Here is a 24789-nt window from a genome sequence, read left to right on the forward strand (position 1 = left end):
CCCCCGGACACGAAGGAGACCACTGGTGGAGGCCCCCGACCGGCCGGACGACCACCTCGACGCCGAGCTGTGGCTTCTGCTCGGACACGGCGTCCACGACTCGCCGGTGGCACGGCTGCTCCGCAGGGTGTTCGCGGAGCAGTTCGGCCCGCGCTTCGCCGCGGTTCACACCTTCCAACTGCTGCTGGGCGTGTCCGGCGGGCGGCTCACCCTGCACGACCTGGCCGGACGGGCCGTCCGCCCGCCGAGGGTCGCCTGTGTGCGGCTGCCCGTCACGACCCTGACCAACGACCGCGAGATCACCCTGCTGCGCCACCTGCAGGCGATGGGCACCGAGGTGCTCAACCCGATCGAGGCGGTCCTGGCCTGTGCCAACAAGTTCTGGCAGCTGCAGCAGCTCGCACTGGCCGGCCTGCCCGTCCCGGACACCCGGACCTACACGGACGCCCGGCTGGACGAGGCCCTGGCAGCCGGGGTCCCCGAACCGTGCGTGGTCAAGTCCGTGCGGGGCCAGGGCGGTTCGAGGGTGTTCCTGGCACCGGACGCTGCCCTGCTGGCCGACCTCCAGGGCAGTCTGCGCCCTGATGTGCCGTACCTCTTCCAGCGCTACGTGCGGCACTCGCACGGGCGTGACCTGCGGGTGATCGTGGTCGACGGGCGTGCGGTGGCGGCCGCGGTGAGGACGTCCGCGGACGGCGGGCTGAAGTCCAACGTCGCGCTCGGCGGGGCCGTCGACCCCTGCCCCGGTCGATACCCGGAGGGCGAGGAGCTGGCGGTGCGGGCCGCGAAGGAGATCGGCCTGGTGATCGCCGGGGTCGATCTGCTCTTCGAGGCGGACGGCACGTTCACGGTCTGCGAGGTGAACGCCAACGTCTCCTGGGGCGAGCGGATGCCCGAGGTGGCACCCGCGCTGGTCGCCGCCTGCGCGGCCAGACTGGCCCGTCCGTCCGGTTCCTGACGGTCCGCCCGCCCATCTCCCGGGTCCCACCCCGAAGGCCGGAGCCGACGCGTGCCGGCGCCGGGGCAGAATGCCGTTCGATCGAGAATGTTTTCGGGCGGGTGCTCTGGTACTCCGCGCCACGGACGACAAGGACCGAACGACCGTGCTCACCACACCGCGCCTACGACTGCGCCCCCTCACCGAAGCCGACACCGACTGGTGGGTGCGTCTCCACGCCGACGACGAGGTGGGCCGGTTCGTCGGCGCCTACTCGAAGGAGCAGGCCGCAACCCGCCTGCGGGACATCCAGCAGCAGTGGGCCGAGCGCGGCCACGGCCTGTGCGCCGTCGAACTGGCCGACAGCGGCGAGACGATCGGCCGCTGCGGCCTCAACTGGTGGGAGCAGTTCGACGAGACCGAGATCGGCTGGACCTTCGCCAGGGACCACTGGGGCCACGGCTACGCCACGGAGGCAGCCCGGGCCGTGCTCGCCTGGGGCTTCGGCACGTTGGGGCTCGCACAGATCACCGCAATGATCCACCACGGCAACACCGCCTCCACCGCAGTGGCCCGCCGCCTGGGGTTCGCACCGCTGCGCGAGGACAGCGTCCTGGGACGCCCCTGCACCGTCCACGCCTTGAACAGTCAGGACTTCACTGCACCCTGAACACGGCCGCGACGGTCGGCAGTGAAGGGCCTGCGGGGGAGGAGGGCGGTGGCCGATGATGGGGTGCGGGCCGACCGACCGCCGATCAGGGGAGCCGTTCGACGGCTTCCTGCGGGTGCCGGGCCACCGGCGCCAGGGGGGATGTAGCGCATGACAGAACAAAGAGTCTCCATCGCCGATGTGATACAGCGTTGCGTCGTCAATCGGCCGACCGTCCGGAAGGTCCCACTCGCGCAGCTCAACGTCCACGGGCGGCAGCTGGTGCTCGGCAACACCGGGTACCGGTGGGCTGCGGACGCCCTGGCCCTGGAGTTCGCCGTCGGCGGGCTCGTTGCCCGCGGCCATCGGTTCGACTCGACCAACATCGACCCGTGCATCGTCGAGGTCGGCATCCACGCCGTGACCATGGTCAGCCGCACGAACGGTGCGTGGGGCGCGGACGGCGCCGACATGCTCACCGGGCAGCCCCCGGTCACCTGGGCCACCGACCCCGGCCCCGACCTCGAGCCGCAGCAGCTGTGCGTGGAGATCACCCCGGCCGTCCAGGCGGCCGTCCGCAACCACGAGCTCGAGCACGTCCAGGACTTCGCGCTGGCCTGGGCGCTGACCGTCGGTCTCTTCGTCGACACCCTGCCCACCGGCGGCTACGCCTCGGTCGAGAACGCCCTCTCGGCCCTCGCGGACCGCCTCGCGCGAACCGACCTGCAGCACCTCGTACCGCCGGCCTCGCGCACCCGCCCGGAAGCCTGGGTCCAGCACCTCAAGACCCGCGCCACACAGCTGGCCGACCAGAGCAAGCTCCGTGACACCAACGGCAGCCACACGCCTGTCGGCTACACCGCACGTCTCGACCACGGCAACGGGCAGCGCCGCATCGTGCTGACACCCGAATTCCGCCCCGCAGGCCCGCCCGCCGCCGTGCTCGACATCCGGCTGCTGCCCAGCTGATCCGCCATCGGAGTCCGTGCGTTTCGGCCCGGGCCGGCAGTCAGTCGAGCGGCCCGGGTCGAAGTCGGGAAGGTGCGGTCGGTCGGGTGCACGTCGCCCACGGCGGCCGGAACCCGGTGGAGTGCGGGCCGGATGTCAGTGGGTTCGGTAGTGCGTATCGCCGAACCCCGCAACGAGTTGGCGGCCGGTCAGGTCCCAGGCCCGCAGGCCGACGAAGGCCCCGGTGAAGCCGAGGGCGCGGTCGCCGCGCAGGCGGAGCCGGCCGGGGCTCTCGTCGAGGGAGATCCAGTCGGGTGAGGCCGGGCGGCGCAGGGTGGACCGGTCCGGTCCGAGCACCGGTGCCTCGATGCGGTCGGCGCTCTCCTTCCTCCCGCTGTGGTGCTGGGCGGTCGGCGGCGCGTCGACCGTCGCCTCGGTGAGCCCCGGTGGGCGTGCGCGGCCAGCCGTCCGCGGTCCAGTGGACGGGGAGAGGGCGGTCTCGCGGCCGAGGATGCACGGACCGCGGCTGCCCTTGGGGCGGGTGACGAGGTGGGCGAGGTACGAGGAGCCGTCGGGGGTGTCGACGAGGCTGCCGTGTCCGGTCTTCTGCAGCGGCAGGTCGGGGTGGTCGCGGGCGGTGAGCAGGGGGCCGCCGGGGTCGTGCTCGTACGGGCCGGCGAGGGTGCGGGAGCGGGGCGACGGTCACCCGGTGGTCGTAGCCGGTGCCGCCGTCGGCGGTGATGCAGTCGGTGAACCCGCCGGCGTATGTGGAGACATTGCTGTGGACGAGGTGGAACAGGCCGTCCGCGTGGGTCAGGCTGGGGCCCAGACGCGGCCGGAGTCCGGGCAGCCGGTCAGGTCGAGCAGGCCCAGGCTGTCCATGGCGCCGCCGAAGGGGCGCCAGTGCACCAGGTCCCGGGAGTGGTGCAGGCGCACACCCGGGTACCGCTCGAAGGTGGACGTGCCGGGTAGTACTCCTCCCCGACCCCGCAGGATCGGCGGGTCCGGGTGCGAGCCGGGCAGCACCGGATTGCGGATCACTCCCGCCGGCGCCCCCCCCCGCATACCCTCTCACCTGTGCCTTTCCGAGTCCTTGCCCGCCGGGCGGCGAGCGGGAAGAACGCCAATGTCGGACGTCTTCGCGGACAACGCCCGATCGCGGACCGCCGCAACCGGCCAGGTCGGCGCTCCTGTCGCGCGTGAGTTGCGCGGGTGGCCGGAGGCGCGCAGAGTCGGTGGCATGAGTTCGCCGGTCTACCGGGGTCCCGCAGTGCTGCTCGCCGACGGGCGGGAGATCCGTGTCGAGGCCGAACTGACCGGTAGCGTTCCGCGCTACGGCCTGCCGGGCTGGACGGGGGAGCTGCGCACGGCGGACGCTGGGCTGACGAGCGGAGCGGTCCGCCGGGGCCGGCTCCGGCTGCCGAGCGGCTGGGAGGGCGGGTTCGCGGTGATCCGCACCGTCCTCGGCGCCTCCTCCGTGTGGGTGCGGGGCAACGACCTGGAGGCCTCCCCGGCGGACTGGCCCGGGTGATCCTCGTCGGGCGGACCCGCTGATCGACAGGCCGTGAGGCCGGGGGGCTCGGGAAAAGTTCGCAATCGCAACGCCTGGGCGGGCGGGCCGTGGAATGATCACGCTTCGGTGGTGAGCCACCGTCAGAAACGTGCGTTCCGTCGAAGCTTGGTTGAGGTGCTCATGTCTGTTCGTTCCATTGTCCGTCGCTCGGCCTCCGTGGGGCTGGCGGCCCTCGCCCTGGTGCTCGGCCCGGCGATATCCCCGGCGCAGGCCTACACCTACGACGAGCAGACGGTGGTCATCAAGAACGTGAACAGCGGCCTGTGCCTGGAGGTCGCCGACTGGCGCACGGACTGGGGCGCTCCCGTCCGGCAGTGGCAGTGCACCGGCGGCGCCAACCAGAAGTGGGTGAAGGTCGTCGACACCGCCGACGGCAAGGCCATCCAGCGCTACTACCGCAACGTCAACAGCGGCGCATGCCTGGAGATCGCGGGCGCGAACAGCAACTGGAACGGCGCCATCGCGGACCAGTGGCAGTGCAACGGCGGCAACAACCAGGCCTTCCAGATCACCCAGGGCGGCTTCATGCCCGTCATGTCGGCCACCCTCATGTGCCTGGAGATCGCGGACTGGAGCATGGACTGGGGCGCCCCGGCGCGGCTGTGGGAGTGCACCAACAGGCCCAACCAGCAGTGGCGGCAGGAACCGGTCGGCTGACGAGGGCCGACCGCCTGCAGGACGCGGCGGGGCGACGGGGTGGTGCCGCATCGCCGGGGGCGATGCCGCGATCGGGGTGCTCGGCCCGATGACCACCCTCGTCGCCCTGCGGGCCTCCGACCGAGTTCGACCGGGGCCGGCCCGGATCGAAAGCGACGGACGCCCCGGGCTCAGCCCATCCCGAACGAGTCGTGGACCGGCCGCACTTCGACCGCCACCACGTGGAAGTCCACCACGCGCTCGGCGATCTCCCGGGCCCGCTCCGCAGTGGCGCACTCCAGTACGTAGTAGGCGGTCAACTGCTCGGTGGCCCCGGCGAGCGGACCGTCGGACGCAACCGCGTCCCCGCCCTCCCGCCGGAGGGCCGTCGTGTCCTCGGGATAGGCCAGCCCGGCCCCGTTCAGCAGCTCACCGGTGCCCGCCAGGTCCCGGTGGAGTTCCTCGTGCCTGCGGAAGACGTCAGCCCGTTCCGCGGCGGACATCGCCGCCGTTGCTGCGCGATCGGCGTACATCAGCACCATGTACTTCATGCCGTCAGCCTCCCACCTTCCGCCGGGCCCGCGCCGCCGGGACGGGAATCTCCGGCCGACCCGACCCGCCGCGATCGGCGGACGGGCCGGCCCGGGAAGGAGATTCAAGCACCGGTGGCGGCGGGCCTCCGGGCCGGGGCGGGCGCGGCTTCCGCCACCTGCGCTCCGCAGAACTCCCAGACCGAGTCCCGGCGGGACGACGACCGAGGTGTGAACACCCGAGTACCTCCTCATGTGGAAAGCCGGTCGGCCGGGCCGAACCTGCGGCGAAGGCCCTGCGGCGCCGACCGGCTGCACCGAGCCTAGGTACGGGCCTGCGGTGGCGGTGTGCACGGCGTGCAGGGCTTCTCGACGTTGCGTGCAGCACCATCAACCCCCGCAGCGTGTCCGGTGCGTGCGGCGCGGCTCTCGAGGGCCTGGCGGCGGTACTCGGTGGGGGTGGTGCCGAAGGCCGTGCGGAAGGCGCGGCTGAAGACGGTGGCGCTGGCGAACCCCCATCGGGCGGCGACCGCCTGGACGGGTTCGTGCTGCGCGTCGGGCCGCAGTTGGTCGCGGTCGATGCGGACCATGTCGGCCAGCGCGTGGGCATCGCCCTTGTCGCTCTTGGCGCCGGAGGTGCCGTACCGCTCCTTGAACCGCGCGACCTGCCGGGGGTTGATCGCGTAGACCTGGTAGCCGGCGGCGAGCAGAGCCTGCACCCAGGTTCCGCGGTCCGTCTCGATCCCGACGATCACATCGGCCGGGTCGGGGTCCTCGCCGGCGTGCTTGGCCACGAACTCGTGGAGCTTGGCGATGCCCTCCGCCCCCTCGGACAGCCTCGCGGCCGCCAGCTTCCGGCCGGTCGGGTCCTGGACCTCGATGTCGTGGTGGTCCTCGGCCCAGTCGTCGCCGATCAGCAGCAACTCTTCCTCCCCATCGTGTACTTGCCGGTCGTGCAGCCCGCGGAAGACACGGCGCGCGGCCTAATGGATCCAGTGCTCACGCCTTGTTCGGCGGGCACGCCACCCCATCAGCGGTCATGGCCTTCCGGCCGACCAGCAGGGGCACGGTCTGACCCCAGAACTCGCAGTGGTTCCGGCGGTGAGAGTGCTCACCTGCTGGCGGCTACAGCACCGAGTCTCTACGACTCGGCAAGTCCCATTAGGCGGTGGTGCCCCAACTGTGGGCGACGTCGATGACGAGCCGGTTGTCGAGCTGGAAGACCCGGAACGGCAGGCGCGCCCGGACGCCGACGCCGAACTGGGACTCGCCCTCGAAGCTGCCGGCGAAACGGGTGTCCACGAAGGTGCGGTAACCGGTCAGGTCGACGCCCGGCAGCGGGTCGCCCGACCGGGCCGGGTAGACCGCCTGCCAGGTGGCCGGGTCGTAGGCGGTCGCGCCGACCACGACCTCCAGCACGGCGCCGCCGCGCACCGGGATCGGGGTGCCGGAGCCGGACTGGTGGACGGCGTTGTCGTCCGTGTAGTGCACGCGGTGGGCGAGCGGGTTGGCCGCCGAGGTGCCCGGGACGTCCACCACCAGGCGGTCGAAGCACTCCTGGGCGCCGGTGCGGATGTTCGCCAGCGCCTGCGGCTGGTACGGGACGGTCGTGTCCTGCCGGTCCAGACTGCCCCAGCCGCCCGGGCAGGCAGTACTCGTGGTGACGGCCGAGGCCGTCGGAACCGCGGTCGCCGCAACCCCCGTGGCGAGCATCACGGCAGCCAGCGCGGTGGTCCACCGTCGCATGTCGTTCCCCCTCCTGTGCCGGCCCCTGCGGCCGGCCCCGCAGTGATCAACGCGCCGCCGCACGGAAAGGTTGCAGTACGCACGACGGGCCGGGGGTTCCCGCCCGGTGATCACGATCACAGGCGTGATCGGCACATGGACGCAACCCGTCCGCCGTCCCGTGCGTGGCGACGGTGGATGCACCGGCATCGGATCGAGGAGACGGAGCGGCACACGGGATGACCGACGAGGAGTACAGCGCGTTCTACCGGTCCTCGTTCTCCCTACTGGTACGGCAGTTGTACGCCATGACGGGGGATTTCAGCGAGGCCCAGGACGTGGTCCAGGAGGCCTTCGTGCGGGGCTGGGACAGACGCGCACGGCTGTCGTCCGACGAGGGCACACCCGAGGCGTGGATACGCACGGTCGCCTGGCGACTGGCCGTCAGCCGGTGGCGCCGGGCCCGCCGCGGCCGGGTGCTCGAACTCGGGCACGCCGTCCCGGAGGACACCCCCGGGCCCGGGCCCGAACACACCGCGCTGGTCGCAGCCCTGCGCAAGCTGCCGGCGGTGCAGCGGCAGGCGATCGTGCTGTTCCACCTGTGCGACCTGAGCGTCCAGCAGATAGCGGACGAGGCCGGGACAGCGGTCGGCACGATCAAGGCGCGCCTCTCCCGCGGCCGCGCCGCACTCGCGGAACACCTCCGCGACGAACCGGATGCCGGGAGCACTCCACGGCACTCCGAGAGGACGGACAACTGTGCCTGAGCCGGAGGACATTGTGGGTGGCGGACACGAGGACATGATCGGGTCGGCACTGCGCGAGCTGACGGCGCAGGCCCCCGCGGCACTGCCGCTGCCCTACGACACCGTTCGCCGCCGGGGTGCGCGCCGACGGCGCAGGCGACGGGCGGCGGCGCTCGCGGCGGTGGCAGCGGTCTGTGCGATCGGACTGCTGGGCTCGGCCGCCTCCCGCCCGGAGATCCGGCAAGGGCCCGCCGCACCGGCGGCGAGCGGGCCGGCACCCGCGCCGAGCCCGACCGCACCCCCCTCGTCGAGGAGCGTGCTGACCACGGTGGACGTCGCCGCGCACACCGTCCGGGTCCAGGACGGCACGACCGTGCTCAAGGTCCTGCCCGCGACGGCCGGCCGGCCCGACCACCCCACCCGGCCCGGTGCGATGACCGTCGCCGAGAAGCTGGCCTCGTTCCACGTGAACTCCAGCACGGGGCCGACCCTGGCGCCGGCGGCCGGAGAGGGGGAGTACAACCTGACCCTGTCCTGGTGCGTCCGGCTGGTCGCCCGGGACGGCTATGTCACGTACATCTGCGCCATGCCCTGGTACGGACCGTCCGTCCTCGGCAGGGACAACCGCACCTTCGGGCAGATCGGGCTGAGTTCGGAGGACGCCCGCTGGTACTTCGAGCAGGCGAGGGTCGGCGACACGGTCCAGGTGGTGAACCCCGGAGCCGGGAACCCGTGACGGGGACCCGGTCCGGGTCGGTTCAGCGACGGCATGACCACCCCGCACCGGCCCCGGCCGTACCGCTCGGGCCGCAGGCGCCGCCGGACGGGTGGAATGCGCAGGGTGAGGCGCGCGGCGGCCCCCGGGGCCGTCCCGGGCTGTCGAATACTCGCGCCCTGAGGCGGACGGCGGCGCCGTTGGATCGGGCCGCGCCCCGCCCCGGACGAGGGAGGACGTTGATGCATCGTCACGGTGCAGCCCGGAGCACCGCTCCGGGGCCGGGCCGGACCGTCGCCCGGCCCGGCCTGCGCGTCGCCGCGCCGCTGATGGCCGGCCTGCTGCTGAGCGGCCCGCTGCTCGCGGGGTGCACCTCCGGGTCCGGCGATTCCACGGCCACCCCCTCGCCGAGCCCCTCGTCCGCCCCGGCCACCGCACCGCCGCTGCAGCCGCCGCCCCGGCTGACGGAGGAACAGGTGGCCTCGGCCGTGGCCCGGATCGACGGCTACGCGCAGAACGCCCTGGCGAAGACGGGCGTCCCGGGGCTGGCCCTCGCCGTCGTGTACCGGGACAAGGTCGTCCACGCCAAGGGCTTCGGCGTCCGCCAGCTCGGCAAGCCGGAGACCGTGACCCCGGACACCGTGTTCCAGCTCGCCTCGGTCTCCAAGCCGATCGCCTCGACCGTGGTCGCCGGCGTGGTCGGCCAGAAGGCGGTGAAGTGGGACGACCCCGTCACCGTCCACGACCCCGGCTTCGCACTGGCCGACCCCTGGGTCAGCAGCCACGTGACCATCGCCGATCTCTTCTCGCACCGCAGCGGCCTGCCGGACCACGCCGGCGACCTGCTGGAGGACCTCGGCTACCAACGCGAGTACATCCTGCAGCACCTGCGGGACCACACGCTCGCACCGTTCCGCGCGAGCTACGCCTACACCAACTACGGCCTGACCGAGGCGGCGGTGGCCGTGGCCAAGGCCAAGGGGGTGGCCTGGGAGGACCTGGCGGCGGACGTCCTCTACAAGCCGCTGGGGATGACTTCCACGAGCTCGCTGCGCTCCGCCTACGACAGCGCGGCGAACAAGGCGGTGCCGCACGTCCGGACCGACACCGGCTGGCAGGTCAGCACCACCGAGAACCCGGATGGGCAGTCCCCGGCCGGCGGGGTGAGCTCCACCGTGCAGGACCTCGCCCGGTGGATGCGCCTGCAACTCGCCGACGGCACGTTCGAGGGCCGGCGAATCGTCGACGCGGCGGGCCTGAACGAGACCCGGGTGCCGCACATCGTCTCCAACCCGCCGAAGGCGCCCGCGGGCAACGCCGGCTTCTACGGCCTCGGCTGGAACGTCAACCAGGACTCCCACGGCCGGCTCCGGCTGAACCACTCCGGCGCCTTCGAACTGGGCGCGGCGACCGTGGTGACCCTGCTGCCCTCCGAGCAGCTCGGGATCGTCGTCCTGACCAACGGTCAGCCGATCGGGGTCCCGGAGGCGGTGGCCGAGGCGTTCTTCGACTTCGCCCAGGAGGGCCGGGAGACCGTCGACTGGCTCGGCTTCCTCGGCAAGGTCGTCCCCGCCGCCGCACTGGTCGGCGTCTCGCCGACCGACTACGGCAAGCCGCCGACCGGCGCAGCCCCGGCCGAGCCGGACGCGGCCTACGTCGGGACGTACAGGAACAACTACTACGGACCGCTGACCGTGACCGCCCGGAACGGAGGCCTGGTGATGGGCCTGGGCCCGGACAACCTGCAGTTCCCGCTCCGGCACTACGCCGGCGACGTCTTCAGCTTCCAGACCCGGGGCGAGAACGCGGTCGGCCTCTCCGGCGTCACATTCACCGTGGGCCCCGACGGACGGGCCTCCACCGTGGTGGTCGAGCAGTTCAACCACGACGGCCTCGGGACCTTCACCCGCGGCTGAGCCACCGTCGCACCGATCGGCCGTCCGCCGCCGAGAACACCCGGGCGTGTCTTACGGATCCTGCCGGGCCCGCGGCGTCCGGGCACGCTCCCTCCTGCCCGCCATCGGGCAGGAGGGAGCGTGCCGCCGCCCGGCCCGGCCGACCGCCCCGTCCTGCGGGCAGTCCGGTGGCTGTTCGGCCGGGCGGGTGGCGGATCGGCCGGGTGTCAGCCGGGGTAGGTGAACTCGTCGGCCGGGCCGGTGGGGGAGAGGTAACCGTTGACCAGGACCCTGACGTCGACGGTCTTGCCGAAGGGCGTGCCCGAGGACGGCGCCGTCGCGGTGATCTGGGTCGGCGAGACGTACGCGCACGTTGCGGGGTTCTTCCCGAAGTACACGGTGGGGTTGGCGGCGAAGCCCGTGCCGGTGATGGTGACCTTGGTGCCCGTCTTCCCGGTGTCCGGGGTGATACCGGTGACCAGGACGGGCTCCGGCCCGCCGTAGGCGAACTGGCCGGTGGCGACGGCCGGGGAGGTGCCGAGGTTCCCGGTGACACGGACGTCGACGACGCCGACCCCGTCAGGTGCGGTCACGGTGATCCGGGTGCTGCCGGCAACGGTGGGGTTCACGCAGGGGACAGGGCCGAAGTCGACCACGCTGTCCGGGCCGAAGCCGCTGCCGGTGATGGTGATCTGCGCGCCCGCGCCTCCCGTGCTGGGGCTGACGCCGGTCACCACCGGCCCGGCGGGCACGAGGGGTGCCTGCAGCAGGCCCAGGTAGGTGTCGTTGGCGTGCTGGTAGGCGACCTGGGCCAGGAAGTCCTCGGTCGAGCTCTTGACCACGTCGTGGTCGTAGGTGTCGTAGTCGGGGTTCAGGTGGAGGGCGTTGTCCGGCTGGACGTAGGTGTTGGGACCGGTCAGGGCCTCGATCTCCGGGATGAGGACGTCCTTGACGTCGGCGGGCGCGACCGGTCCGTGGACGGCGGGGTACCACTTCTTGGCGGTGTCGAGGGCGGCCCAGGCCAGCGGCACCATGTCGTAGTCGTTGACGTACCCCTCGTTCACGCTCCACGGCACGGAGTCGAAGAGGTCGGCGAAGTCCTTCAGGCCGGCGGTGGGGGCGGCGAAGGTGATCACCCCGAACTGCGGCGAAACACCGCTCCAGGGCTGGGCCCGCAGGTACAGCGCCAGCATGGTGGAGATGCAGCCGCCCAGGCTGTGGCCGATCACGTTGACCGCGGGACGCGGGGGTGCGCCCGCGAGGAGCCGGGCGAGCGCCTGCACGAGGTTGGCGCCCGAGGACTCGTCGGTCATGCCGGCGACCTGGGTGAACGCCGCCATGGCGCCCTTCGAGACGGAGACCGGCGCCGACCCGCCGACGGTGAACGGGACCACCGTGCCGACGTCGAGGTCCTCGAGGGTGTCGATCGCGTTGGCGACGGTCCCGCGGACGACCACGGCGAACTCGTTCGAACCGGAGTTGTCCTTGGCGATGTACGCCATGTTCGCGTTGTCCGGGCTCAGTGCGAGCCAGGACAGCTCCCAGGTGCCCTTCGTCGCCAGCGAGGGGTCGGAGAGTTGCCGGGTGATGCCGGTGGCGATGCGCTGCCGCTGCGCCGACAGGGTCTCCCCGGACGGACGCGGGGTCGCCCCGGTCGCCGCGATCGCAGCCAGGGTCATGGCCGCTCCGGCCGTCGTCGCGGTCGGTTCTACCGTCATGATCACTCCTCAGGTGTCCGCTCGATCACCGATCGACCCGAATGGGTCGCATTCAACCTATTTTCGGATGTCGGTGATTGACGGCATGTCATCTCCCCGGGCCACCGGGTTCAGGCCTTTGGCCCAGGGCTCCGCTCGGACCCCGCCGCATCGGGGGCAACCGGTCGCGGGCGCGGGTGAGGCGCCGGGCCTCGGTGCCGCTGACCGGCGAGCACGTCCCGGGCGTCCGGTGGATCGGTGTCCGGTGCCGAGACGGTCGAGGAGGAACCGGCGCGGCGCGAGCACGCCGAGCGGTGGCCGCGGCCGGCATCCCGGCTTCCGGCACCGCGCCGCCTGCGTGCCGGGCGAAATCGAATGCCGGTGTGCGGACCGAGGCGCCCGGGGCGACGGACGGAGTGGGGAGGCCGGGCCGCCGAGGCGCGTCGGTGGGCGGACCGGGGCCGGTCAGGGTGTGGGCTGGGCGGCCAGCCACAGCCGGGCGGCGTTCACCTCCTGCGCGGGCCGGTCCCAGAGGCCGGCGATCGCCTCCGCAAGCTCCTCCACGTCGGTGAAGCCCGCGAACCTCGCGTTCGGGCGTTCGGCCCGCATGGCGTCGTGCACCAGCGCCTTGACCACCAGGATGGTGGCCGCGGCCGGCGGCTCACCGTCTCCGCCCGCCTTGCGGAAGGCGTCGGCGAGCGCGAGCGTCCAGGCCTCGGCGGCGGCCTTCGCGGCGGCGTAGGCGGCGTTTCCGGCGGTGGGCCGACTGGCGCCCTCGGCGCTGATCAGGACGTACCGGCCCTTCCCACTGCGGCCGAGTCCGCCTTCGAAGGCGAGGGAGGTGTGCTGGACGGTCCGCACCAGCAGGTCCTCCAGCACGTTCCAGTCGCCGAGGTCGGTCTCGGCGAAGGTGGCGGAGCCGCGCCAGCCGCCGACGAGGTGGACGAGGCCGTCGATGCGGCCGAACTCCCTCTCGGTGCGGTCCGCCCATGCGCGGGTCGCGTCCAGGTCGAGCAGGTCGACGGTGTCCCCGGTCACGGTGGCGCCGTGGTGCGCGTAGCGGGCGGCGTCCACCGCCTCCGCGAGGCGGCCCGCGTCGGCGTCGGAGGCGACGACCGTGGCGCCCCCCTCGGCGAGCCGCATGAGCGCCGCCCGGCCCGCGGGGCCGGCGGCACCCGCCACCGCGACCACCGCACCGTCCAACCCGCCCTGGTCCGTGCTCGTGTTCACAGCTCCTCCTTCAGACCGCTGCCGGCGGGGCGACGGCCCGGCCGGCCGCCGGAACCGGATTGCGCGATGTGGGTGAACTTCTGCCGACAGGACGCCGGTGCGGAGCCGGACCTCCTCGGACGACCGGCCCGGCCGTCCCCCGCGCGGCCGGGCCGTGCTGCACCCGGGCTGCGCCGCATCCGACGGTGCCTGTCTGCAGTCTGCCCGTCCGCCGCCCTGCCCGCCCGGCCGTGACGCCGTCCGCTTCGAGGCCGAGAGTCCGCGAACCGCTCACACCGGCCCCGGCGGTCTCGGGGCCGTCCCGACCTCGTTGGTCCCGTCGCCCCCGACCTCGATGCCGCTCGGGGGCGCGTCGACACCGGTCCGCCCGCAACCCCCCTGCCCCCGGATCGTTGATCGTCCGGAGCCGGGAAGAGGCCGTGGCGGCGAGGGACGGGGTTGCGCAATGGGAACGGCAGCGGGCAGCGGGCACGGCGGCGGCCGCAGTGTGGTGATCACCGGGGCGACGGGCGGGATCGGCCGGGCGACGGCCGTCCGGCTGGCCGCGCGCGGCTGGGACGTGATCGGCACGGCACGCACCCGGGCCAAGGCGGACGACCTGGTGGGCCGGGCCGCGGCGAGCGGCATCGACCTGCGTGCGGTGGTCCTGGACGTCGCCGACGCGGACTCCTGCCGGCAGGCCGTGGCGCAGGTCGAGGAGATGACCGGGGGCGGACCGTGGGCGCTGGTGAACAACGCCGGCGTACCCCAGGCAGGAGCCCTGCGGGACGTCGACGACGAACAGGCCCGCCACGTGCTGGAGGTCAACCTCGTCGGCGTCATGCGCCTGTGCCGCCTGACCCTGCCGGGCATGGCCGAACGCGGCACCGGACGGATCGTCAACGTCTCCTCGGGGCTCGGGCGGGTGCCCTGGCCCATGGGCGGCTGGTACAGCGCCGGCAAGCACGCCCTCAGCGCCCTCACCCACTGCCTGCGCATCGAGACGGCCCACCTCGGGGTCAAGGTGTGCCTGGTCGAACCCGGCGCGTTCGCCACCGCGATGCTCGACCGGGCCGTGGACGACCTGGCCCGGGCCCGTGCGGGTGGCGCCGGACCCGGGCCCGGACGCGGACCGGGCCTCGGGTACGACCGCTCCACCAGGCTGTTCAGCAACGTCAACCGCTACGTACCGGGCCCGGAACCGGTGGCCGGGACCATCGAGCACTGCCTGTCCGCCCGCCGGCCCCGGCCGCGCTGCGTCGTCGGGCACGACGCGAGACTGCTCGTCCCCCTGCACACCGTCCTGCCGCTGCGCCTGACCGACCTCGTCAAGCACGCCGCCGCCGGTCTGCCGCGGGCCGCCGCCGCAGTGCGGGCCGCCACCACGGCGCAGGCTGCCACCACCGTGCGCGCGGCCGCCGACGAGGGCACCTCATGAGCCCCCACGCCCGCATCGCCCGGGCCGTCGTCCACCTGCCGGACGGCCGCCGGAGCGCGGGCGAGATCGAGGAACGGCTGCGGCGGTACAGCCCGGCGCTCCCTGTTCGACCGCGGCCACGCCCCGGGCAGGCCCCAAGGGCTCCACGTCGACTCCGAACGCCTGCTGGCCTCCTTCCTCGGCCTGGACGAGCAGGCCCGCCAATGGCTGAAGGAACAGCAGGCCGACCCCGACACCCTGGACCTCGTCTGTGTCCACCAGCCGTCCGTTCCGTTCGTCCGCACCTTCTGCGAGCGGTGCGGCATCGACCCCGCCCGGATCGTTCCCACCTTCGCCCGCGCCGGCAACACCGCCGCCGCGACACTGCCCCTCCGACTCGCCCTCGCCGCCCGGCAGGGCCGTCTCCGCCCGGGCAGTGAGCTGGCCCTGTTCGGCCTGGCCAGCGGGGCGAGTGCCGGGGTGATGCCGCTGCGCTGGTGAGCCGGGCCGGCTCTCGGGCTTCCGGCCGGGCCCGTCGTGGCGCACGGGCCCGCCGCGGGGCGGTTGCCCGGTCGGGTGCCGCGGGGCGGTCGCCCGACCAGACACTCCCGCGCTAAAGGTACGGCCGGGTGATCAGTTCGATCGCGTGGCCGGCGGGATCCTTGAAGTAGACCCCCCGACCGCCGTGTTCGTTGTTGACCTCACCGGGGCGCCGCATCTGCGGATCGGCCCAGTGCTCGATGCCGCGGTCGCACAGCCGCCGGTACGCCCGGTCGAACAGCTCGTCGTCGACCAGGAACGCGTAGTGCTGCATCTGGATCTCCACCGGCGGTTCGGCGAACTGGAGCAGCACGCCGTCGTCGAGCTGGATGTTGGTGAAGGGACCCCAGGACGGTGCTTCCGGGACGTCCAGCAGTTCTCGGAAGAACCGGGCCGACTCGGTGCGGTCCTTGGCGGCGATGATGGTGTGGTTGAACGTGACTGCCATGTGGCTGACCTCGCTGTTGCTCGGCACGGAGAAGGGACTCGTGGTGCGCGAGCGGTGGGAGGTCCGCGTGGAGGGCCGGGGTGCCTGGTCCGCACCCGGCATGCGATCAGTCCTCCACCGGGTGGCCGATCCGTGTGTGGCGTAGCGCCGATCCGGTGTTCACATCCGGTGAACTTACGTGACCTTGGCGGTCTGGGCAAGGCCCGGCCCTTTCGACACCCTTGCTCCTGCTGAGGAGACGCCGGCTGCCGACCCCGCCGGTCGGCGGGTCGTGTCGTCGCCCGGCCGCCCGATGCAGTACGGGGGTTGGGCCCGGCAGAGTGGACGGCATGTCAGAAACCGCCGAGGCCGCGACCGCCTCCGAGAGCCGCCCGAAGCATTCGAGGTCGCGCCCCGGTCGCCTGGTCGGACTGGATCTGGCCCGGGGCCTCGCGGTGTTCGGGATGTTCGCCGCACACCTCGGACCCGACCCGGAGGTCGGAGGCCCGGTCGGCGCCGCCATGCGCCTCGCCCACGGGCGGGCATCCGCGCTGTTCGCGGTGCTCGCGGCTGTTCGCTGGTGCTGCTCGCCGGCCGCCGTCCGGGGACCGGGCAGGACGCCCGCCGGACGGCCGCCGGGATCGCCGTCCGCGCCGCGCTGCTGATCCTGCTGGGTACCGCCCTCGACGCGCTCGACCCGCCCGTCAGCCTCATCCTCGCCGCGTACGGCGCGTACTTCCTGCTCGCCCTGCCATTGCTCCGCCTGCCCGCCGCGCCGCTGGCCGGCCTTGCCGCGGCCTGGGCGTTGCTGGCACCCCAGCTCTCGTACGCACTGCGCGCGGCCGGGGCAGCCGACGTCCTTCCTCGGCGCCTCGCAGAACCGCTGCTCACCGGGGCCTATCCGGCCGCCACTTGGATGCCGTTCGTGCTCGCGGGGATGGCCCTGGCGCGCCTCGACCCGTCCGGGCCGGCCGTCCGGCGGTGGGCCGCGAGGGTCGGGGCCGGGTTGCTGGTGCTCGGGTACGGGGGTTCCCGGCTCGCGGTGCGGCTGCTGGGTGTGGAGGTGCCGGAGGAGGGGGCGGGCGCGGTCGGCCTCGGTGATCCGGCCGGCCTGCTGGGCGCAGCGCCGCACACCGGGACGAGCTTCGAGGTGCTGGGCGCCCTGGGGTTCGCGCTGCTGGTGGTCGCCGGCTGCTCGGAGCTGACCGCCCGTCCGGCCGCGGCGGGTGCCGGCGCGGCCGCGGTGGCGGCAGTGGCGGCGGTGGGGCGGCTGTCGCTGACGGCGTACGTGGGGCACATCGTGGTGGTCGTGCTGTTCGGGATCGAGCTGGATCCGGGGCCGCCGCTGCCGCTGTTCGCCGCGTTCGTCGCCGGGGCGCTGGCGGCGGCCGGGCTGTGGACGGCGCGGTTCGCCCGTGGTCCGCTGGAGGCGGTGATGCACCGGGCAGCCGGGGTGGCCCGCCTGGTGCCGTAGCCGCGGAGGGTCGTCCCGTTCCGGCCGTCCGCACCGATCTCGCCGTGGTCCCGGACGCCGGTCGCCACCGGAAAACGCTGACCAGGACCGGATCTGACGGGACATCCGTAGCGGTCCGGAGTACCCGTATCACGAACATCCGGAGCCCCGGCCGCCATCAGCGGCCGGGGGATAGGTGTACGACCCGCCGGCCGGCCCCGATGCGTGGCCTCGGTGAGGTTGTTATCCCGGTGCGTCGAGCAGGACGGCCTTCAGCGCGGCCAGTACGTCCGGGGCGGAGACCAGGGCCTCGAGTTCCTCGGGTGTCATGGCCTTGGATTCCTGCGGCTCCCCGCCCTCGCCCTGCGGCGGGGTGGCCGTGGGCAGCGTTCCCAGTCCGGCGATCCGGCCCTGCGGGGTGGCGAGGATGAACCGGGTGCCCGGGTAGGAGGTGGACCGGTACAGCCAGCCGGTGGAGCCGTCCGGCAGTGTCCGGGGCACGCAGTCGCTCGCGTAGACCCGCCGGCCGTCCTGCGGCTCGCAGGGCGATGGCACGCGGCTGCCCGGCGTCAGCGGGTTACCCATGAGCGTGGCCCACCGCCGTGTACCCGCCGTTGGCGCGGACCAGCCGGAATCCGGTCGGGCCGCGCCGTCCAGCACCCCGGTGTACCCGGCCGGCAGGTAGGCGGTGCGGCGCAGCGCCCCGTAGCGGGCTGCGGCGAACTGCTCGAACAACTTCTCGCGCTCCGGCGACATCCGTGCCCGGCCCCCTGGTCCCGTCGTCCGTGCCGAGTGGCCAGGGGCGGTGGTGCCCCGCGTCGACTTCTACACGTGGCGGGGTGCCGGAAATGTTGCGTCCCCGGCGGTCGTCGTCGGAGACGGCCGGATGACGGACGCTCCGCCGAGGCCGTTCTCAAGGAGGGTGCAGCGCTTGAGCCGGCTCCGGGGACGGTGGGGCATGTGCGGGTCGGCCGCCACGCCGTCCGGGTGCCATCGACGCTGCTTGACCGAGAATCTGATTAGGTGCCATATTACTTCTCGTGACCCAGCATCCCGATACGGGCCTCGGCGCCCCCACTCTCGACCAGGCGCGCCGCCAGATCGCCCGCTACGGCCTGACGGCCGATCCGCGGGCGGTCCTGGTCGCGGCGCGGCTGATGGCGGCCGGTGCCCGGATCGGTCAGGCAGGCGAGGTGCACTTCGGTCGCTTCGGCCTCTCGACCGGCCGCTACCGGCTGCTGGCCGACCTGGAGGATCACGGCGGCGAGAAGTCGCCCTCCCAGCTCGCGGCGAGCCTCGGCGTCTCCCGGGCGACCGTGACGGGCCTGGTCGACGGCCTGGAGCGGGAGGGCCTGGTGGCCCGCCGGCCGTCCGCCGAGGACGGGCGCGGCAACGTGGTGATCCTCACCGCGCGCGGCGCCGACAAGCTGCGCGACCTGGCGCCCGAGCATTTCACCAGGATGCAGGCGCTGGTCGGCGGGCTTTCTCCCGAGGAGCGCACCACCTTCCTCGACCTGCTGGCCCGGGTGGTCGCGGGCATCGACGCACTCACCGGGGACTGACCCCACTGGGGCGGGCCGCCAGACGGTCCGCCTCTCTTTCACACCCAGTAGTTAGGTACCTAAGCATAAATAGTTAGGTTCCTAATCACCTGATCGACCAGTCGAAAGGACACTCCATGAGCAAGAAGGCCCGCGGCGCCCCTGGGCGCTTCGCCCTGTGGCGCGAGGTCCTGGCCGCCTACGCCATGCCCGCCGTGACGGCCGGTCTCGGCGGGGCCGTCACCCGGCAGCCGCACCTGGTGGCCGCGGCGCTCACCACCATCGGCGGCACCTCCGCCCTGGTGACCGCTGCCCTCGGCACCGCACTTCGGCGCCGTCCGGTCCTCACCCGCCCGGAGCTGGCCGGCGGCACGTACCCGCTCACCGGCGGGCGGGCCTACAGCTACCCGGAACTCACCACGTTGTTGGGTGGGTTGCTCGGCCGGCCGATCCGCTACCTCGATCCGGGTCCGTCCGAGCTGCACGCCCACCTGGTCGGCCGGGCCGGGATGCCGGGCTGGCTGGCCACCCACGTGGTGGAGATCCAGCAGCTCGCGGTGGTCCGCAGGGAGACACCGGACGACACCTTCCGCCGCCTCGCCGGGCGCGCCCCGCGCACCCTGGAGGCCTTCCTCGGCGAGAACCTGCACCGGTTCCGCTGACCGCCGGGCAGCACACCGGGCCGGGCCCGGCGCCGGCCGGTTGTTTCACAGCGGGGTGAGGATGTCCTGGTGCGCCCCGTCGAGGACGAGGCCGTTGTCCCAGCGGACCCGGACCGTCACCCGGTTGCCCCGTTCCCGGTGGGCGGCCCATTCCGGTTCGAGTGCGGCGATCTCGGCTTCGAGCCGTTTCCGGCTGGCTTCCGGCATGGTGTGTCCGTAGTCCTCGAACAGTGCTCTGAGCCGCTGGTACTCGCGGACCTCGTGGCTTTCCGGGAGCTCCCCGTCCACCCGTTCGACGGTGCCCTCGATCCCGGCCCCCAGGGAGAGGAGTCCGACGACGGCTGCGGGCTGTCCGGCGACCGCCTCGCCGATCGCGAGGTCTTCCGTCAGCCGGACGCGTCGGCCTTCCTCGAGGGTCATCCGTTCTCTGCCTTTCCGTCGATCGGCGCGGCCGGTGCGGCCGGCCTGTGGCCTCGGCCATTGTCCGTCGGCCGCGTCGGGGTGCTGAGACGCGGGTCGGTCTTTCGGGTGTCGCCGGTCGTCATGGTCAGGATCCCGGTCGTGCCGTCCCGTCGCCGGCAGCCGGGCCGCGCCGTGTCGGCCGGCCCGGGCCGGTGGGATCGGGGCTGTGGCGGTCGGCGTCCGCGAAGTGCATGCCCGGCGGGTCGCCACCGGTGCCGGGTGCCGGCCGGGTCCTCCGGGGTTTCGCATTTCGTGGCGGATGGCGGGGGAGGATGCCGTTGTGGTTCCGATGGCGGACGATGTGACGCGTGAGCTCCTCGAGCGTTTCGTGGGTCTCCTGCGGCCGGTGCCGTGGCTGGTGGCGGTGTGGGTGCACGGTTCGCCGGCCGGGGGCGACTACCGGCCGGGCCGAAGCGACCTCGACCTGATCGCTGTGGTGGAGGGCCGCTGCTCGCCGGCCGAGGAGGAGCAGCTCGTCCGGGTGCACGAGGCCCTGGCGGCGGGGATTCCGCTGGCGTCGAAGTTGCACTGCAGCTATGTCGCCGCGGGGGAGTGGGACGGTTTTGCGGTACGGCATCTCCCGTGGGCCCACGGGGAGTTGATGTACCGCCCGGTCACCGCGGCGACCCGCCGCGAACTGCACCGGTTCGGGGCGGTGCTGTACGGGCCTGCGCCTGCAGGCTTGGTGCCGCGTGTCACCGACCGACAGCTCGCCGGCTTCGTCGCCGACGACTTGAGGACCTACTGGCGGCCGGCCCTCGACCACGCCGAGCGGTGGCGTCAGGACATCCGGGTCGACCTCGGCCTGCTCACTCTGGCGCGGGAGGCGACGACGCTGATGAGCGGGCGCCTGATCACCAAGTCGGAGGCGTTGGACGTCCTGGCCGAACTCGGCGCTCCGGCAGAGGTGGTGCACGACATCAGGCAGCGCCGGTACGGCTGTCCGGCCCCCACCATGCCGGAGTGGATCGACCGCCGGGCGGACCTGACGCGCGCCTTCCTCGGACCGGCCATCGACAGGGTATTGACGGGCCGCCGGCCCTGACATCCCGGATGGCCCGGGAGGTGCCCTTGTGTTGCGCCCAGCGCCATGTCGGGCCCGCTCGGACGCCCGTGCGGGCAGAGGGGTCCTGGCCCTCTGCCCGCACCGGCGGGGGATCGCAGGAGCGGCGGGGGATCGCCCCCGAACTCGCCCGTGCAGCAACGCCCCGACGACGAGCGGTCAGGCGGTGGCGGCGGCGGTCCCGACCACCCTGGTCGGGCTGATGCGGACGACGACGCGGAGCACCTCCGTCGGCAGGTCGAGGTACTCCTGGCCGGCGCCGGGGCCTTCGTACTGTTCGGCGAGCGCGACCGCGAGCGAGCGGCCGGTGTCTTCGGTGACGGTGGCGAGGCCGCGTATCTCCACGTACCGCAGCGGGTCGGCCGGGTCGTACACGGTGAGGCTGGCGCGGGGATCACGCCGCAGATTGCGTTCCTTGCGCCGGCCGGCGGCCGTGGAGACGAGCAGGTCGTCACCGTCGCGGCCGACCCACACCACCGACGTCTGCGGGCTTCCGTCCGGGTTGAGGGTGGCGAGGACGGCGGGTACCGGCGCATCGAGCAGGGCCCGGACGGAATCGTTGAGCATGGCTGTCATTCGGGCGAGGCTATCTGCCGCCCCGTCAATCCCGCACCCCGCCCGGGCCGGCTGCGCCCCGGCCGGGGCGGCCGCGGGCGGTGGCCCGGCGTGCTGCCGGGGTCAGTAGGGGCCGTTGACGTTGTCGATGGAGCCGTAGAAGTGGGCGGCGTAGTTGCAGGCGGCGGCGATGTTGGCCACCGGGTCGTAGATGTCGGTGGAGGTGCCCGGCACGTGGTAGGCCTGGAAGGTGGGGTCGATGACCTGGAGGAGGCCCTTGGAGGGGTGTCCGGCGGCGGCGTTGGAGTCGGTGAGGTTGATGGCCCGCGGATTGCCGGACGACTCCCGCATGATGTTGCGGTGGATCCCGTCGTAGGTGCCGGGAATGTGGCGCTCGGCCATGACGGCCAGCGCTTCCTTGATCCAGCCGTCCAGGTCGCCGGTGGCCTGGGTGGTGGGGGCGGCGGCCGGCTGGGGGCTCGGCGCCGCGGTGGAGGGCGCGGTGGGCTGCGCGCTGCCGGGGGCTCCCGCCTGGGTGCGGGCGGTGGCGTTCGAGGCGGTGGAGGCGGTCGGTGCCGTCGAGGGTACGGCCCGGGTCGGCGTGGTCGTGCTCCGGGCGGTGGTGCCGGGCCCGGCGGTGCCCGCCCGGTCGGCCGTCCGCTGGCGGGCCGCCCTCGTCGGCGCGGCGGTCGGGCGCGCGGCGTGCGGCGAGGGGTCCGCCGTGTGCGTGGTGCCGGTGCTGCGCTGTACGGGCACGGCCGTGCGCTGCGTGGGGGAGTCGGTGCGCTGCGTGGGGACGGCGCCGGTGGTGCGGCTCGTCGCAGCGGTGCGGTGAGCCGGCGGGGGAGTGCTCCAGGCCGTGGGTTCGAGCTGCGGAGTCCGGCTGCCGGCCGAGGTGGCCTGAGCGGAGCCGTCGGGGTGGCCGGGGGCCGCGTTGGCGGTGGTGACGGCGACGGCCGCGGTCGCCAGGGCCGCGGTGGTGATCCACCGGCCGGACAGGAGAACGGCCGGGAGGCGGCGCGGGCGGGCGTGCTTGGGCATGGGGGCTCCGGGACACAAAGGGGGCGACAGGTCGCACGAACGGGGGCGGGTCGCAGCGCACGGTGCGCGAAACGGGACACACGGCAGCGCTGCGCGGGAAGGCCGGGGGGTGTTTGCGGGCAGCACGAGCTGCCCGGGCGGACGTCCCGGGCGCCCGAGGGGCCGGGCGGGCACGGCGGTGGCAGCAGCTGAAAGGCGGCAGGGTCAGACGCGGGGTGGGCTCGGAGATACGTGCCCAGGGACGGAGCCGTCCCGCGGGCAATCGCTGATCGCTGTCACGGTGTCACCTCGGCAGGAGGGGCGGGGCGGTGGGCGTGCAGGGCGCACCGGGGGCGGACGTACCCGGTGCGGCCGGGGGTCGGCACCGTGAGGGTCCCTGCAGACATTGGTCGGTGCACTGACCGACGGGGTTGGGGTTTTCTATCCCTCCGGCGACACCGGAGTCCAGACTTTTCCTGCAAAAAGCCCCGAACGCGGCGGATATCACAAAAACGCCCGCCGGCTTGCGCGCCCGGGCGGTCTGGTGGCAGCGGCGGGCCTGGCCCGTCCCGTACGGGACCACGGGCAACGGGGGCCGGGAAGCGGCGTCCGGCAGCTCGCCGCGGCGCCGGCCCCGGCCCGGCCGTCCTTGGGCGCCACCGGCTACTGTGCCCGGTCATGGACGAGAGTTTCGACGCGCGGGCCGTCAGGGCCAGGGGCGGAACGGCGCGCGAGCATGCGCCTTCCGGACCGACGCCGTGACGGCCGGCAGCGAGGCCGGGGGAGCCGGTGCCGTGGGCGGGCTTGCGCAGATCCTGTCGTGCATCGGACCGACCTGCGGGGACACCGCCGACTGGAAGGCGGCCGAGGCGGTCTACGGCAGGCCTCTCCCGTCCGATTACCGGTGGTTCATCGAGACGTTCGGGCGCGGCACGATCGAGCAGATGGTTGTCGTCCGCGGCCCGGCCACGGGCCGGGCCGAGTGGGAAGGCATCCGGGTGGACACCCTCCCCCCTGAGATGGTGTCCGAAACAGACGACTGGCACGATCCTGCCCCGGAGGGGCTGTACCGCCTCGAGGACATGCTCGTCCGGGCCCACACGAATGCGGCGGACGTGCTCTGCTGGGTCGCCGCAGAGCCCGACCCGGACCGCTGGCCGGTGGCCGTGTGGTCGCGCTGCCACGCGGCCTGGACGGTGTACCCGTTCGGGATGGCCGAATTCCTGGTCGGGCTGCTGTGCGACCGGTTCGAGGAATGGCCCATTAGCGACTCGGGCTTGCGAGGAGACACCTCTCCGCGGTTCCTGCACGACGACGAGGAAGCCGCCGCGGAACTGGGAACCGATCCCTGGGACTGACGTACCTGCATGGCCGGCTGCGCAGGCCGTGGATCGGTGGGATCGCGTCAAGGAGTGGCGGGAGCCGGGTGACGTCGTGACGGTCGCCACCGGTCGGCGTGACGGTGAGCGGGGTGCCGTGCCGGTCATCGATCAGGTGGTGCTTGCTGCCCGGCGGGCCCCGGTCGACCGGCGAAGGTCCGGTGTGATCCCCCTTTGAGCGCCCTGACGTGCGAGCCGTCGATTGCCGAGTCGTCCGTCTCAAGGAGACCCACCGCTCGCAGCTCGGCGAGAAGGACCTCGTGCAAGCGGAGCCAGACGCCGGCCTCAGTCCAGTCCCGGAATTTATGCCAAGCGGTCACCCCTGCACAGCCGACTACTTGGATGGGCACATCGCGCCAGGCCACGCCTTTGCGCAGCACGTAGACGATGCCGGCCAGTGCGACGCGGTCCGATATCGGCAGGCGTCCGGGGTGGCGATGGCGTCGGGCAGCACGGGGCTGGAGGAGCGGAGATATCCGCTCCCGGAGATCGTCGGGAACGAGGTCGGCAGACACGTCGGAGAGTCTGCCCGACACGTTGTCAGGTGGTGGCCGGGATACCGGCGTCGCTGCGAATGGCAGTGGCGGCCGGTTGGGTTCAGCGCCAACCGCCGTGGCGAGGCTCCAGATGCTCACCGAACAGTGGGCCGAACGCCTGCCCGTCGTCGTCGGTCACCACGTAGTCCGGTTCGGTCTTCGAGGCGGCTGCTTGCAGCCGGACGACGAGGTCGGTGACAGGCACGATGCGCAGCGACAGGGCCGCGGTCACCTGGGCGGCTTCGTTGTCGATGTCCGGGTTGTACTTGGCACGGGACCGTTCGAGGTGTTGAGCGGAGGTCTGCATGACCTCCACATCGCCGCCGCCCGAGAATGTGAGGCAGTCCTGCCACTCCAGCCCGATGATGATCTCCAGCGCGGGTCACGTCCGCCGGAGTGGTGTATCGACGGCCACTCGGTGATCCGGTTTCAGGCTAGGCGGTAAGGGCTGTCGTGATGGTCTCGTCGGGGGTT

The 24789-nt window shown here is 73.1% G+C and carries 28 protein-coding genes and 3 pseudogenes; 15 read left to right on the forward strand and 16 right to left on the reverse strand.

Annotated features, from left to right (window positions below; genetic code table 11):
- Positions 1-25: 25 nt before the first annotated feature.
- The 3 genes from AB0M03_RS20065 to AB0M03_RS20075 all read left to right on the forward strand — a co-directional run bounded on the left by AB0M03_RS20065 (position 26) and on the right by AB0M03_RS20075 (position 2555).
- Entirely contained in the window at positions 26-958 is a 933-nt protein-coding gene (locus AB0M03_RS20065; protein ID WP_363492898.1) for a RimK family alpha-L-glutamate ligase, read from the forward strand.
- A gap of 145 nt (positions 959-1103) precedes the next feature.
- Positions 1104-1607, forward strand: a complete 504-nt coding sequence (locus AB0M03_RS20070) for a GNAT family N-acetyltransferase (RefSeq protein WP_363492899.1) — start codon at positions 1104-1106, stop codon at positions 1605-1607.
- Between the two features lie 150 nt (positions 1608-1757).
- Entirely contained in the window at positions 1758-2555 is a 798-nt protein-coding gene (locus AB0M03_RS20075) for a hypothetical protein (RefSeq protein ID WP_363492900.1), read from the forward strand.
- Between the two features lie 135 nt (positions 2556-2690).
- Here AB0M03_RS20075 and AB0M03_RS20080 read toward each other — a convergent pair whose 3' ends face one another.
- From AB0M03_RS20080 to AB0M03_RS20090, 3 genes and pseudogenes are all read right to left on the reverse strand, one after another.
- Entirely contained in the window at positions 2691-2891 is a 201-nt protein-coding gene (locus AB0M03_RS20080; RefSeq protein WP_363492901.1) for a hypothetical protein, read from the reverse strand.
- 186 nt (positions 2892-3077) lie between these two features.
- A pseudogene (locus AB0M03_RS20085) lies at positions 3078-3179 on the reverse strand (hypothetical protein); the annotation flags it as partial.
- A gap of 168 nt (positions 3180-3347) precedes the next feature.
- Positions 3348-3575 (reverse strand): family 43 glycosylhydrolase, encoded by a 228-nt coding sequence (locus AB0M03_RS20090; protein ID WP_363492902.1) that lies wholly within the window; start codon positions 3573-3575, stop codon positions 3348-3350.
- A gap of 199 nt (positions 3576-3774) precedes the next feature.
- Here AB0M03_RS20090 and AB0M03_RS20095 point away from each other — a divergent pair, with 199 nt between their 5' ends.
- Together AB0M03_RS20095 and AB0M03_RS20100 are read left to right on the forward strand one after the other, a co-directional pair.
- Complete coding sequence (locus tag AB0M03_RS20095; protein WP_363492903.1) at positions 3775-4065, forward strand: hypothetical protein; 291 nt, start codon at positions 3775-3777, stop codon at positions 4063-4065.
- Positions 4066-4227: 162 nt separating this feature from the next.
- Positions 4228-4764 carry an RICIN domain-containing protein gene (locus AB0M03_RS20100; protein WP_363492904.1) on the forward strand — a complete coding sequence of 179 codons (537 nt, stop codon included), beginning with the start codon at positions 4228-4230 and terminating at the stop codon, positions 4762-4764.
- Between the two features lie 170 nt (positions 4765-4934).
- Here AB0M03_RS20100 and AB0M03_RS20105 read toward each other — a convergent pair whose 3' ends face one another.
- From AB0M03_RS20105 to AB0M03_RS20120, 4 genes and pseudogenes are all read right to left on the reverse strand, one after another.
- Positions 4935-5294: a YciI family protein gene (locus AB0M03_RS20105; protein WP_363492905.1), complete on the reverse strand. Its 360-nt coding sequence runs from the start codon at positions 5292-5294 to the stop codon at positions 4935-4937.
- A gap of 302 nt (positions 5295-5596) precedes the next feature.
- Positions 5597-5854, reverse strand: coding sequence for a helix-turn-helix domain-containing protein (locus tag AB0M03_RS20110; RefSeq protein WP_363492925.1), 258 nt, complete (start codon positions 5852-5854; stop codon positions 5597-5599).
- Positions 5831-6196, reverse strand: a pseudogene (locus AB0M03_RS20115) (transposase); the annotation flags it as partial. The pseudogene AB0M03_RS20115 and the gene AB0M03_RS20110, both read right to left, overlap by 24 nt.
- Positions 6197-6434: 238 nt before the next feature.
- Positions 6435-7019, reverse strand: a complete 585-nt coding sequence (locus tag AB0M03_RS20120; protein WP_363492906.1) for a hypothetical protein — start codon at positions 7017-7019, stop codon at positions 6435-6437.
- Between the two features lie 218 nt (positions 7020-7237).
- Between AB0M03_RS20120 and AB0M03_RS20125 the strand changes: the two genes are divergently transcribed.
- The 3 genes from AB0M03_RS20125 (at position 7238) to AB0M03_RS20135 (ending at position 10375) form a co-directional block, all read left to right on the forward strand.
- Positions 7238-7765, forward strand: coding sequence for a SigE family RNA polymerase sigma factor (locus tag AB0M03_RS20125; RefSeq protein WP_363492907.1), 528 nt, complete (start codon positions 7238-7240; stop codon positions 7763-7765).
- A gap of 13 nt (positions 7766-7778) precedes the next feature.
- A complete protein-coding gene (locus tag AB0M03_RS20130; RefSeq protein ID WP_363492908.1) occupies positions 7779-8480 on the forward strand; it encodes a L,D-transpeptidase in 702 nt (233 codons plus the stop codon).
- A gap of 221 nt (positions 8481-8701) precedes the next feature.
- Complete coding sequence (locus tag AB0M03_RS20135) at positions 8702-10375, forward strand: serine hydrolase (protein ID WP_363492909.1); 1674 nt, start codon at positions 8702-8704, stop codon at positions 10373-10375.
- A gap of 206 nt (positions 10376-10581) precedes the next feature.
- Here AB0M03_RS20135 and AB0M03_RS20140 read toward each other — a convergent pair whose 3' ends face one another.
- Together AB0M03_RS20140 and AB0M03_RS20145 are read right to left on the reverse strand one after the other, a co-directional pair.
- A complete protein-coding gene (locus tag AB0M03_RS20140; protein ID WP_363492910.1) occupies positions 10582-12072 on the reverse strand; it encodes an IPT/TIG domain-containing protein in 1491 nt (496 codons plus the stop codon).
- A gap of 444 nt (positions 12073-12516) precedes the next feature.
- A complete protein-coding gene (locus AB0M03_RS20145) occupies positions 12517-13281 on the reverse strand; it encodes an SDR family NAD(P)-dependent oxidoreductase (RefSeq protein WP_363492911.1) in 765 nt (254 codons plus the stop codon).
- Between the two features lie 445 nt (positions 13282-13726).
- Between AB0M03_RS20145 and AB0M03_RS20150 the strand changes: the two genes are divergently transcribed.
- Positions 13727-14698 (forward strand): SDR family oxidoreductase, encoded by a 972-nt coding sequence (locus AB0M03_RS20150; protein WP_363492912.1) that lies wholly within the window; start codon positions 13727-13729, stop codon positions 14696-14698.
- A 207-nt stretch (positions 14699-14905) separates the two neighbouring features.
- The gene (locus tag AB0M03_RS20155) at positions 14906-15178 is read left to right on the forward strand and encodes a 3-oxoacyl-[acyl-carrier-protein] synthase III C-terminal domain-containing protein (RefSeq protein WP_363492926.1); all 273 of its coding nucleotides are present in this window, start codon (positions 14906-14908) and stop codon (positions 15176-15178) included.
- Between the two features lie 112 nt (positions 15179-15290).
- Here the strand turns inward: AB0M03_RS20155 and AB0M03_RS20160 are convergent, their stop codons facing one another.
- On the reverse strand, positions 15291-15665 hold the full coding sequence (locus tag AB0M03_RS20160; protein WP_363492913.1) for a VOC family protein: 375 nt from the start codon (positions 15663-15665) through the stop codon (positions 15291-15293).
- Positions 15666-16224: 559 nt separating this feature from the next.
- On the opposite strand from AB0M03_RS20160, the gene AB0M03_RS20165 reads away from it, so the two are divergent.
- A complete protein-coding gene (locus tag AB0M03_RS20165; protein WP_363492914.1) occupies positions 16225-17118 on the forward strand; it encodes a DUF418 domain-containing protein in 894 nt (297 codons plus the stop codon).
- A 222-nt stretch (positions 17119-17340) separates the two neighbouring features.
- Here AB0M03_RS20165 and AB0M03_RS20170 read toward each other — a convergent pair whose 3' ends face one another.
- Entirely contained in the window at positions 17341-17853 is a 513-nt protein-coding gene (locus AB0M03_RS20170) for a hypothetical protein (protein ID WP_363492915.1), read from the reverse strand.
- Positions 17854-18137: 284 nt separating this feature from the next.
- Here AB0M03_RS20170 and AB0M03_RS20175 point away from each other — a divergent pair, with 284 nt between their 5' ends.
- Complete coding sequence (locus tag AB0M03_RS20175; protein ID WP_363492916.1) at positions 18138-18659, forward strand: MarR family transcriptional regulator; 522 nt, start codon at positions 18138-18140, stop codon at positions 18657-18659.
- Between the two features lie 116 nt (positions 18660-18775).
- Positions 18776-19300, forward strand: coding sequence for a hypothetical protein (locus AB0M03_RS20180; RefSeq protein ID WP_363492917.1), 525 nt, complete (start codon positions 18776-18778; stop codon positions 19298-19300).
- A gap of 45 nt (positions 19301-19345) precedes the next feature.
- Here AB0M03_RS20180 and AB0M03_RS20185 read toward each other — a convergent pair whose 3' ends face one another.
- Positions 19346-19720: a hypothetical protein gene (locus tag AB0M03_RS20185; protein ID WP_363492918.1), complete on the reverse strand. Its 375-nt coding sequence runs from the start codon at positions 19718-19720 to the stop codon at positions 19346-19348.
- 208 nt (positions 19721-19928) lie between these two features.
- On the opposite strand from AB0M03_RS20185, the gene AB0M03_RS20190 reads away from it, so the two are divergent.
- Positions 19929-20807 (forward strand): nucleotidyltransferase domain-containing protein, encoded by an 879-nt coding sequence (locus AB0M03_RS20190; protein ID WP_363492919.1) that lies wholly within the window; start codon positions 19929-19931, stop codon positions 20805-20807.
- 177 nt (positions 20808-20984) lie between these two features.
- Here AB0M03_RS20190 and AB0M03_RS20195 read toward each other — a convergent pair whose 3' ends face one another.
- Together AB0M03_RS20195 and AB0M03_RS20200 are read right to left on the reverse strand one after the other, a co-directional pair.
- The gene (locus AB0M03_RS20195; protein WP_363492920.1) at positions 20985-21401 is read right to left on the reverse strand and encodes a PPOX class F420-dependent oxidoreductase; all 417 of its coding nucleotides are present in this window, start codon (positions 21399-21401) and stop codon (positions 20985-20987) included.
- 102 nt (positions 21402-21503) lie between these two features.
- On the reverse strand, positions 21504-22421 hold the full coding sequence (locus tag AB0M03_RS20200; RefSeq protein WP_363492921.1) for a transglycosylase SLT domain-containing protein: 918 nt from the start codon (positions 22419-22421) through the stop codon (positions 21504-21506).
- A 773-nt stretch (positions 22422-23194) separates the two neighbouring features.
- On the opposite strand from AB0M03_RS20200, the gene AB0M03_RS20205 reads away from it, so the two are divergent.
- Positions 23195-23758 carry an SMI1/KNR4 family protein gene (locus tag AB0M03_RS20205; RefSeq protein WP_363492927.1) on the forward strand — a complete coding sequence of 188 codons (564 nt, stop codon included), beginning with the start codon at positions 23195-23197 and terminating at the stop codon, positions 23756-23758.
- On the opposite strand, the pseudogene AB0M03_RS20210 reads toward AB0M03_RS20205, so the two are convergent.
- Positions 23739-24294, reverse strand: a pseudogene (locus AB0M03_RS20210) (IS5 family transposase); the annotation flags it as partial. The gene AB0M03_RS20205 and the pseudogene AB0M03_RS20210 sit on opposite strands and share 20 nt — an antisense overlap.
- 82 nt (positions 24295-24376) lie before the next feature.
- Positions 24377-24622: a hypothetical protein gene (locus AB0M03_RS20215; protein ID WP_363492922.1), complete on the reverse strand. Its 246-nt coding sequence runs from the start codon at positions 24620-24622 to the stop codon at positions 24377-24379.
- Positions 24623-24789 lie beyond the last annotated feature (167 nt).

This window comes from Kitasatospora sp. NPDC051914, from assembly GCF_040680995.1.
Taxonomy (GTDB): domain Bacteria; phylum Actinomycetota; class Actinomycetes; order Streptomycetales; family Streptomycetaceae; genus Kitasatospora.

Excerpts from the sequence above, each read along its gene's own strand:
- AB0M03_RS20180 (WP_363492917.1), top strand. The coding sequence starts at position 18,776 with ATGAGCAAGAAGGCCCGCGGCGCCCCTGGGCGCTTCGCCCTGTGGCGC.
- AB0M03_RS20135 (WP_363492909.1), top strand. The coding sequence starts at position 8,702 with ATGCATCGTCACGGTGCAGCCCGGAGCACCGCTCCGGGGCCGGGCCGG.
- AB0M03_RS20125 (WP_363492907.1), top strand. The coding sequence starts at position 7,238 with ATGACCGACGAGGAGTACAGCGCGTTCTACCGGTCCTCGTTCTCCCTA.
- AB0M03_RS20140 (WP_363492910.1), bottom strand. The coding sequence starts at position 12,072 with ATGACGGTAGAACCGACCGCGACGACGGCCGGAGCGGCCATGACCCTG.
- AB0M03_RS20195 (WP_363492920.1), bottom strand. The coding sequence starts at position 21,401 with ATGACAGCCATGCTCAACGATTCCGTCCGGGCCCTGCTCGATGCGCCG.
- AB0M03_RS20185 (WP_363492918.1), bottom strand. The coding sequence starts at position 19,720 with ATGACCCTCGAGGAAGGCCGACGCGTCCGGCTGACGGAAGACCTCGCG.
- AB0M03_RS20105 (WP_363492905.1), bottom strand. The coding sequence starts at position 5,294 with ATGAAGTACATGGTGCTGATGTACGCCGATCGCGCAGCAACGGCGGCG.
- AB0M03_RS20100 (WP_363492904.1), top strand. The coding sequence starts at position 4,228 with ATGTCTGTTCGTTCCATTGTCCGTCGCTCGGCCTCCGTGGGGCTGGCG.
- AB0M03_RS20200 (WP_363492921.1), bottom strand. The coding sequence starts at position 22,421 with ATGCCCAAGCACGCCCGCCCGCGCCGCCTCCCGGCCGTTCTCCTGTCC.
- AB0M03_RS20170 (WP_363492915.1), bottom strand. The coding sequence starts at position 17,853 with ATGTCGCCGGAGCGCGAGAAGTTGTTCGAGCAGTTCGCCGCAGCCCGC.
- AB0M03_RS20075 (WP_363492900.1), top strand. The coding sequence starts at position 1,758 with ATGACAGAACAAAGAGTCTCCATCGCCGATGTGATACAGCGTTGCGTC.
- AB0M03_RS20150 (WP_363492912.1), top strand. The coding sequence starts at position 13,727 with ATGGGAACGGCAGCGGGCAGCGGGCACGGCGGCGGCCGCAGTGTGGTG.
- AB0M03_RS20160 (WP_363492913.1), bottom strand. The coding sequence starts at position 15,665 with ATGGCAGTCACGTTCAACCACACCATCATCGCCGCCAAGGACCGCACC.
- AB0M03_RS20120 (WP_363492906.1), bottom strand. The coding sequence starts at position 7,019 with ATGCGACGGTGGACCACCGCGCTGGCTGCCGTGATGCTCGCCACGGGG.
- AB0M03_RS20215 (WP_363492922.1), bottom strand. The coding sequence starts at position 24,622 with ATGCAGACCTCCGCTCAACACCTCGAACGGTCCCGTGCCAAGTACAAC.
- AB0M03_RS20095 (WP_363492903.1), top strand. The coding sequence starts at position 3,775 with ATGAGTTCGCCGGTCTACCGGGGTCCCGCAGTGCTGCTCGCCGACGGG.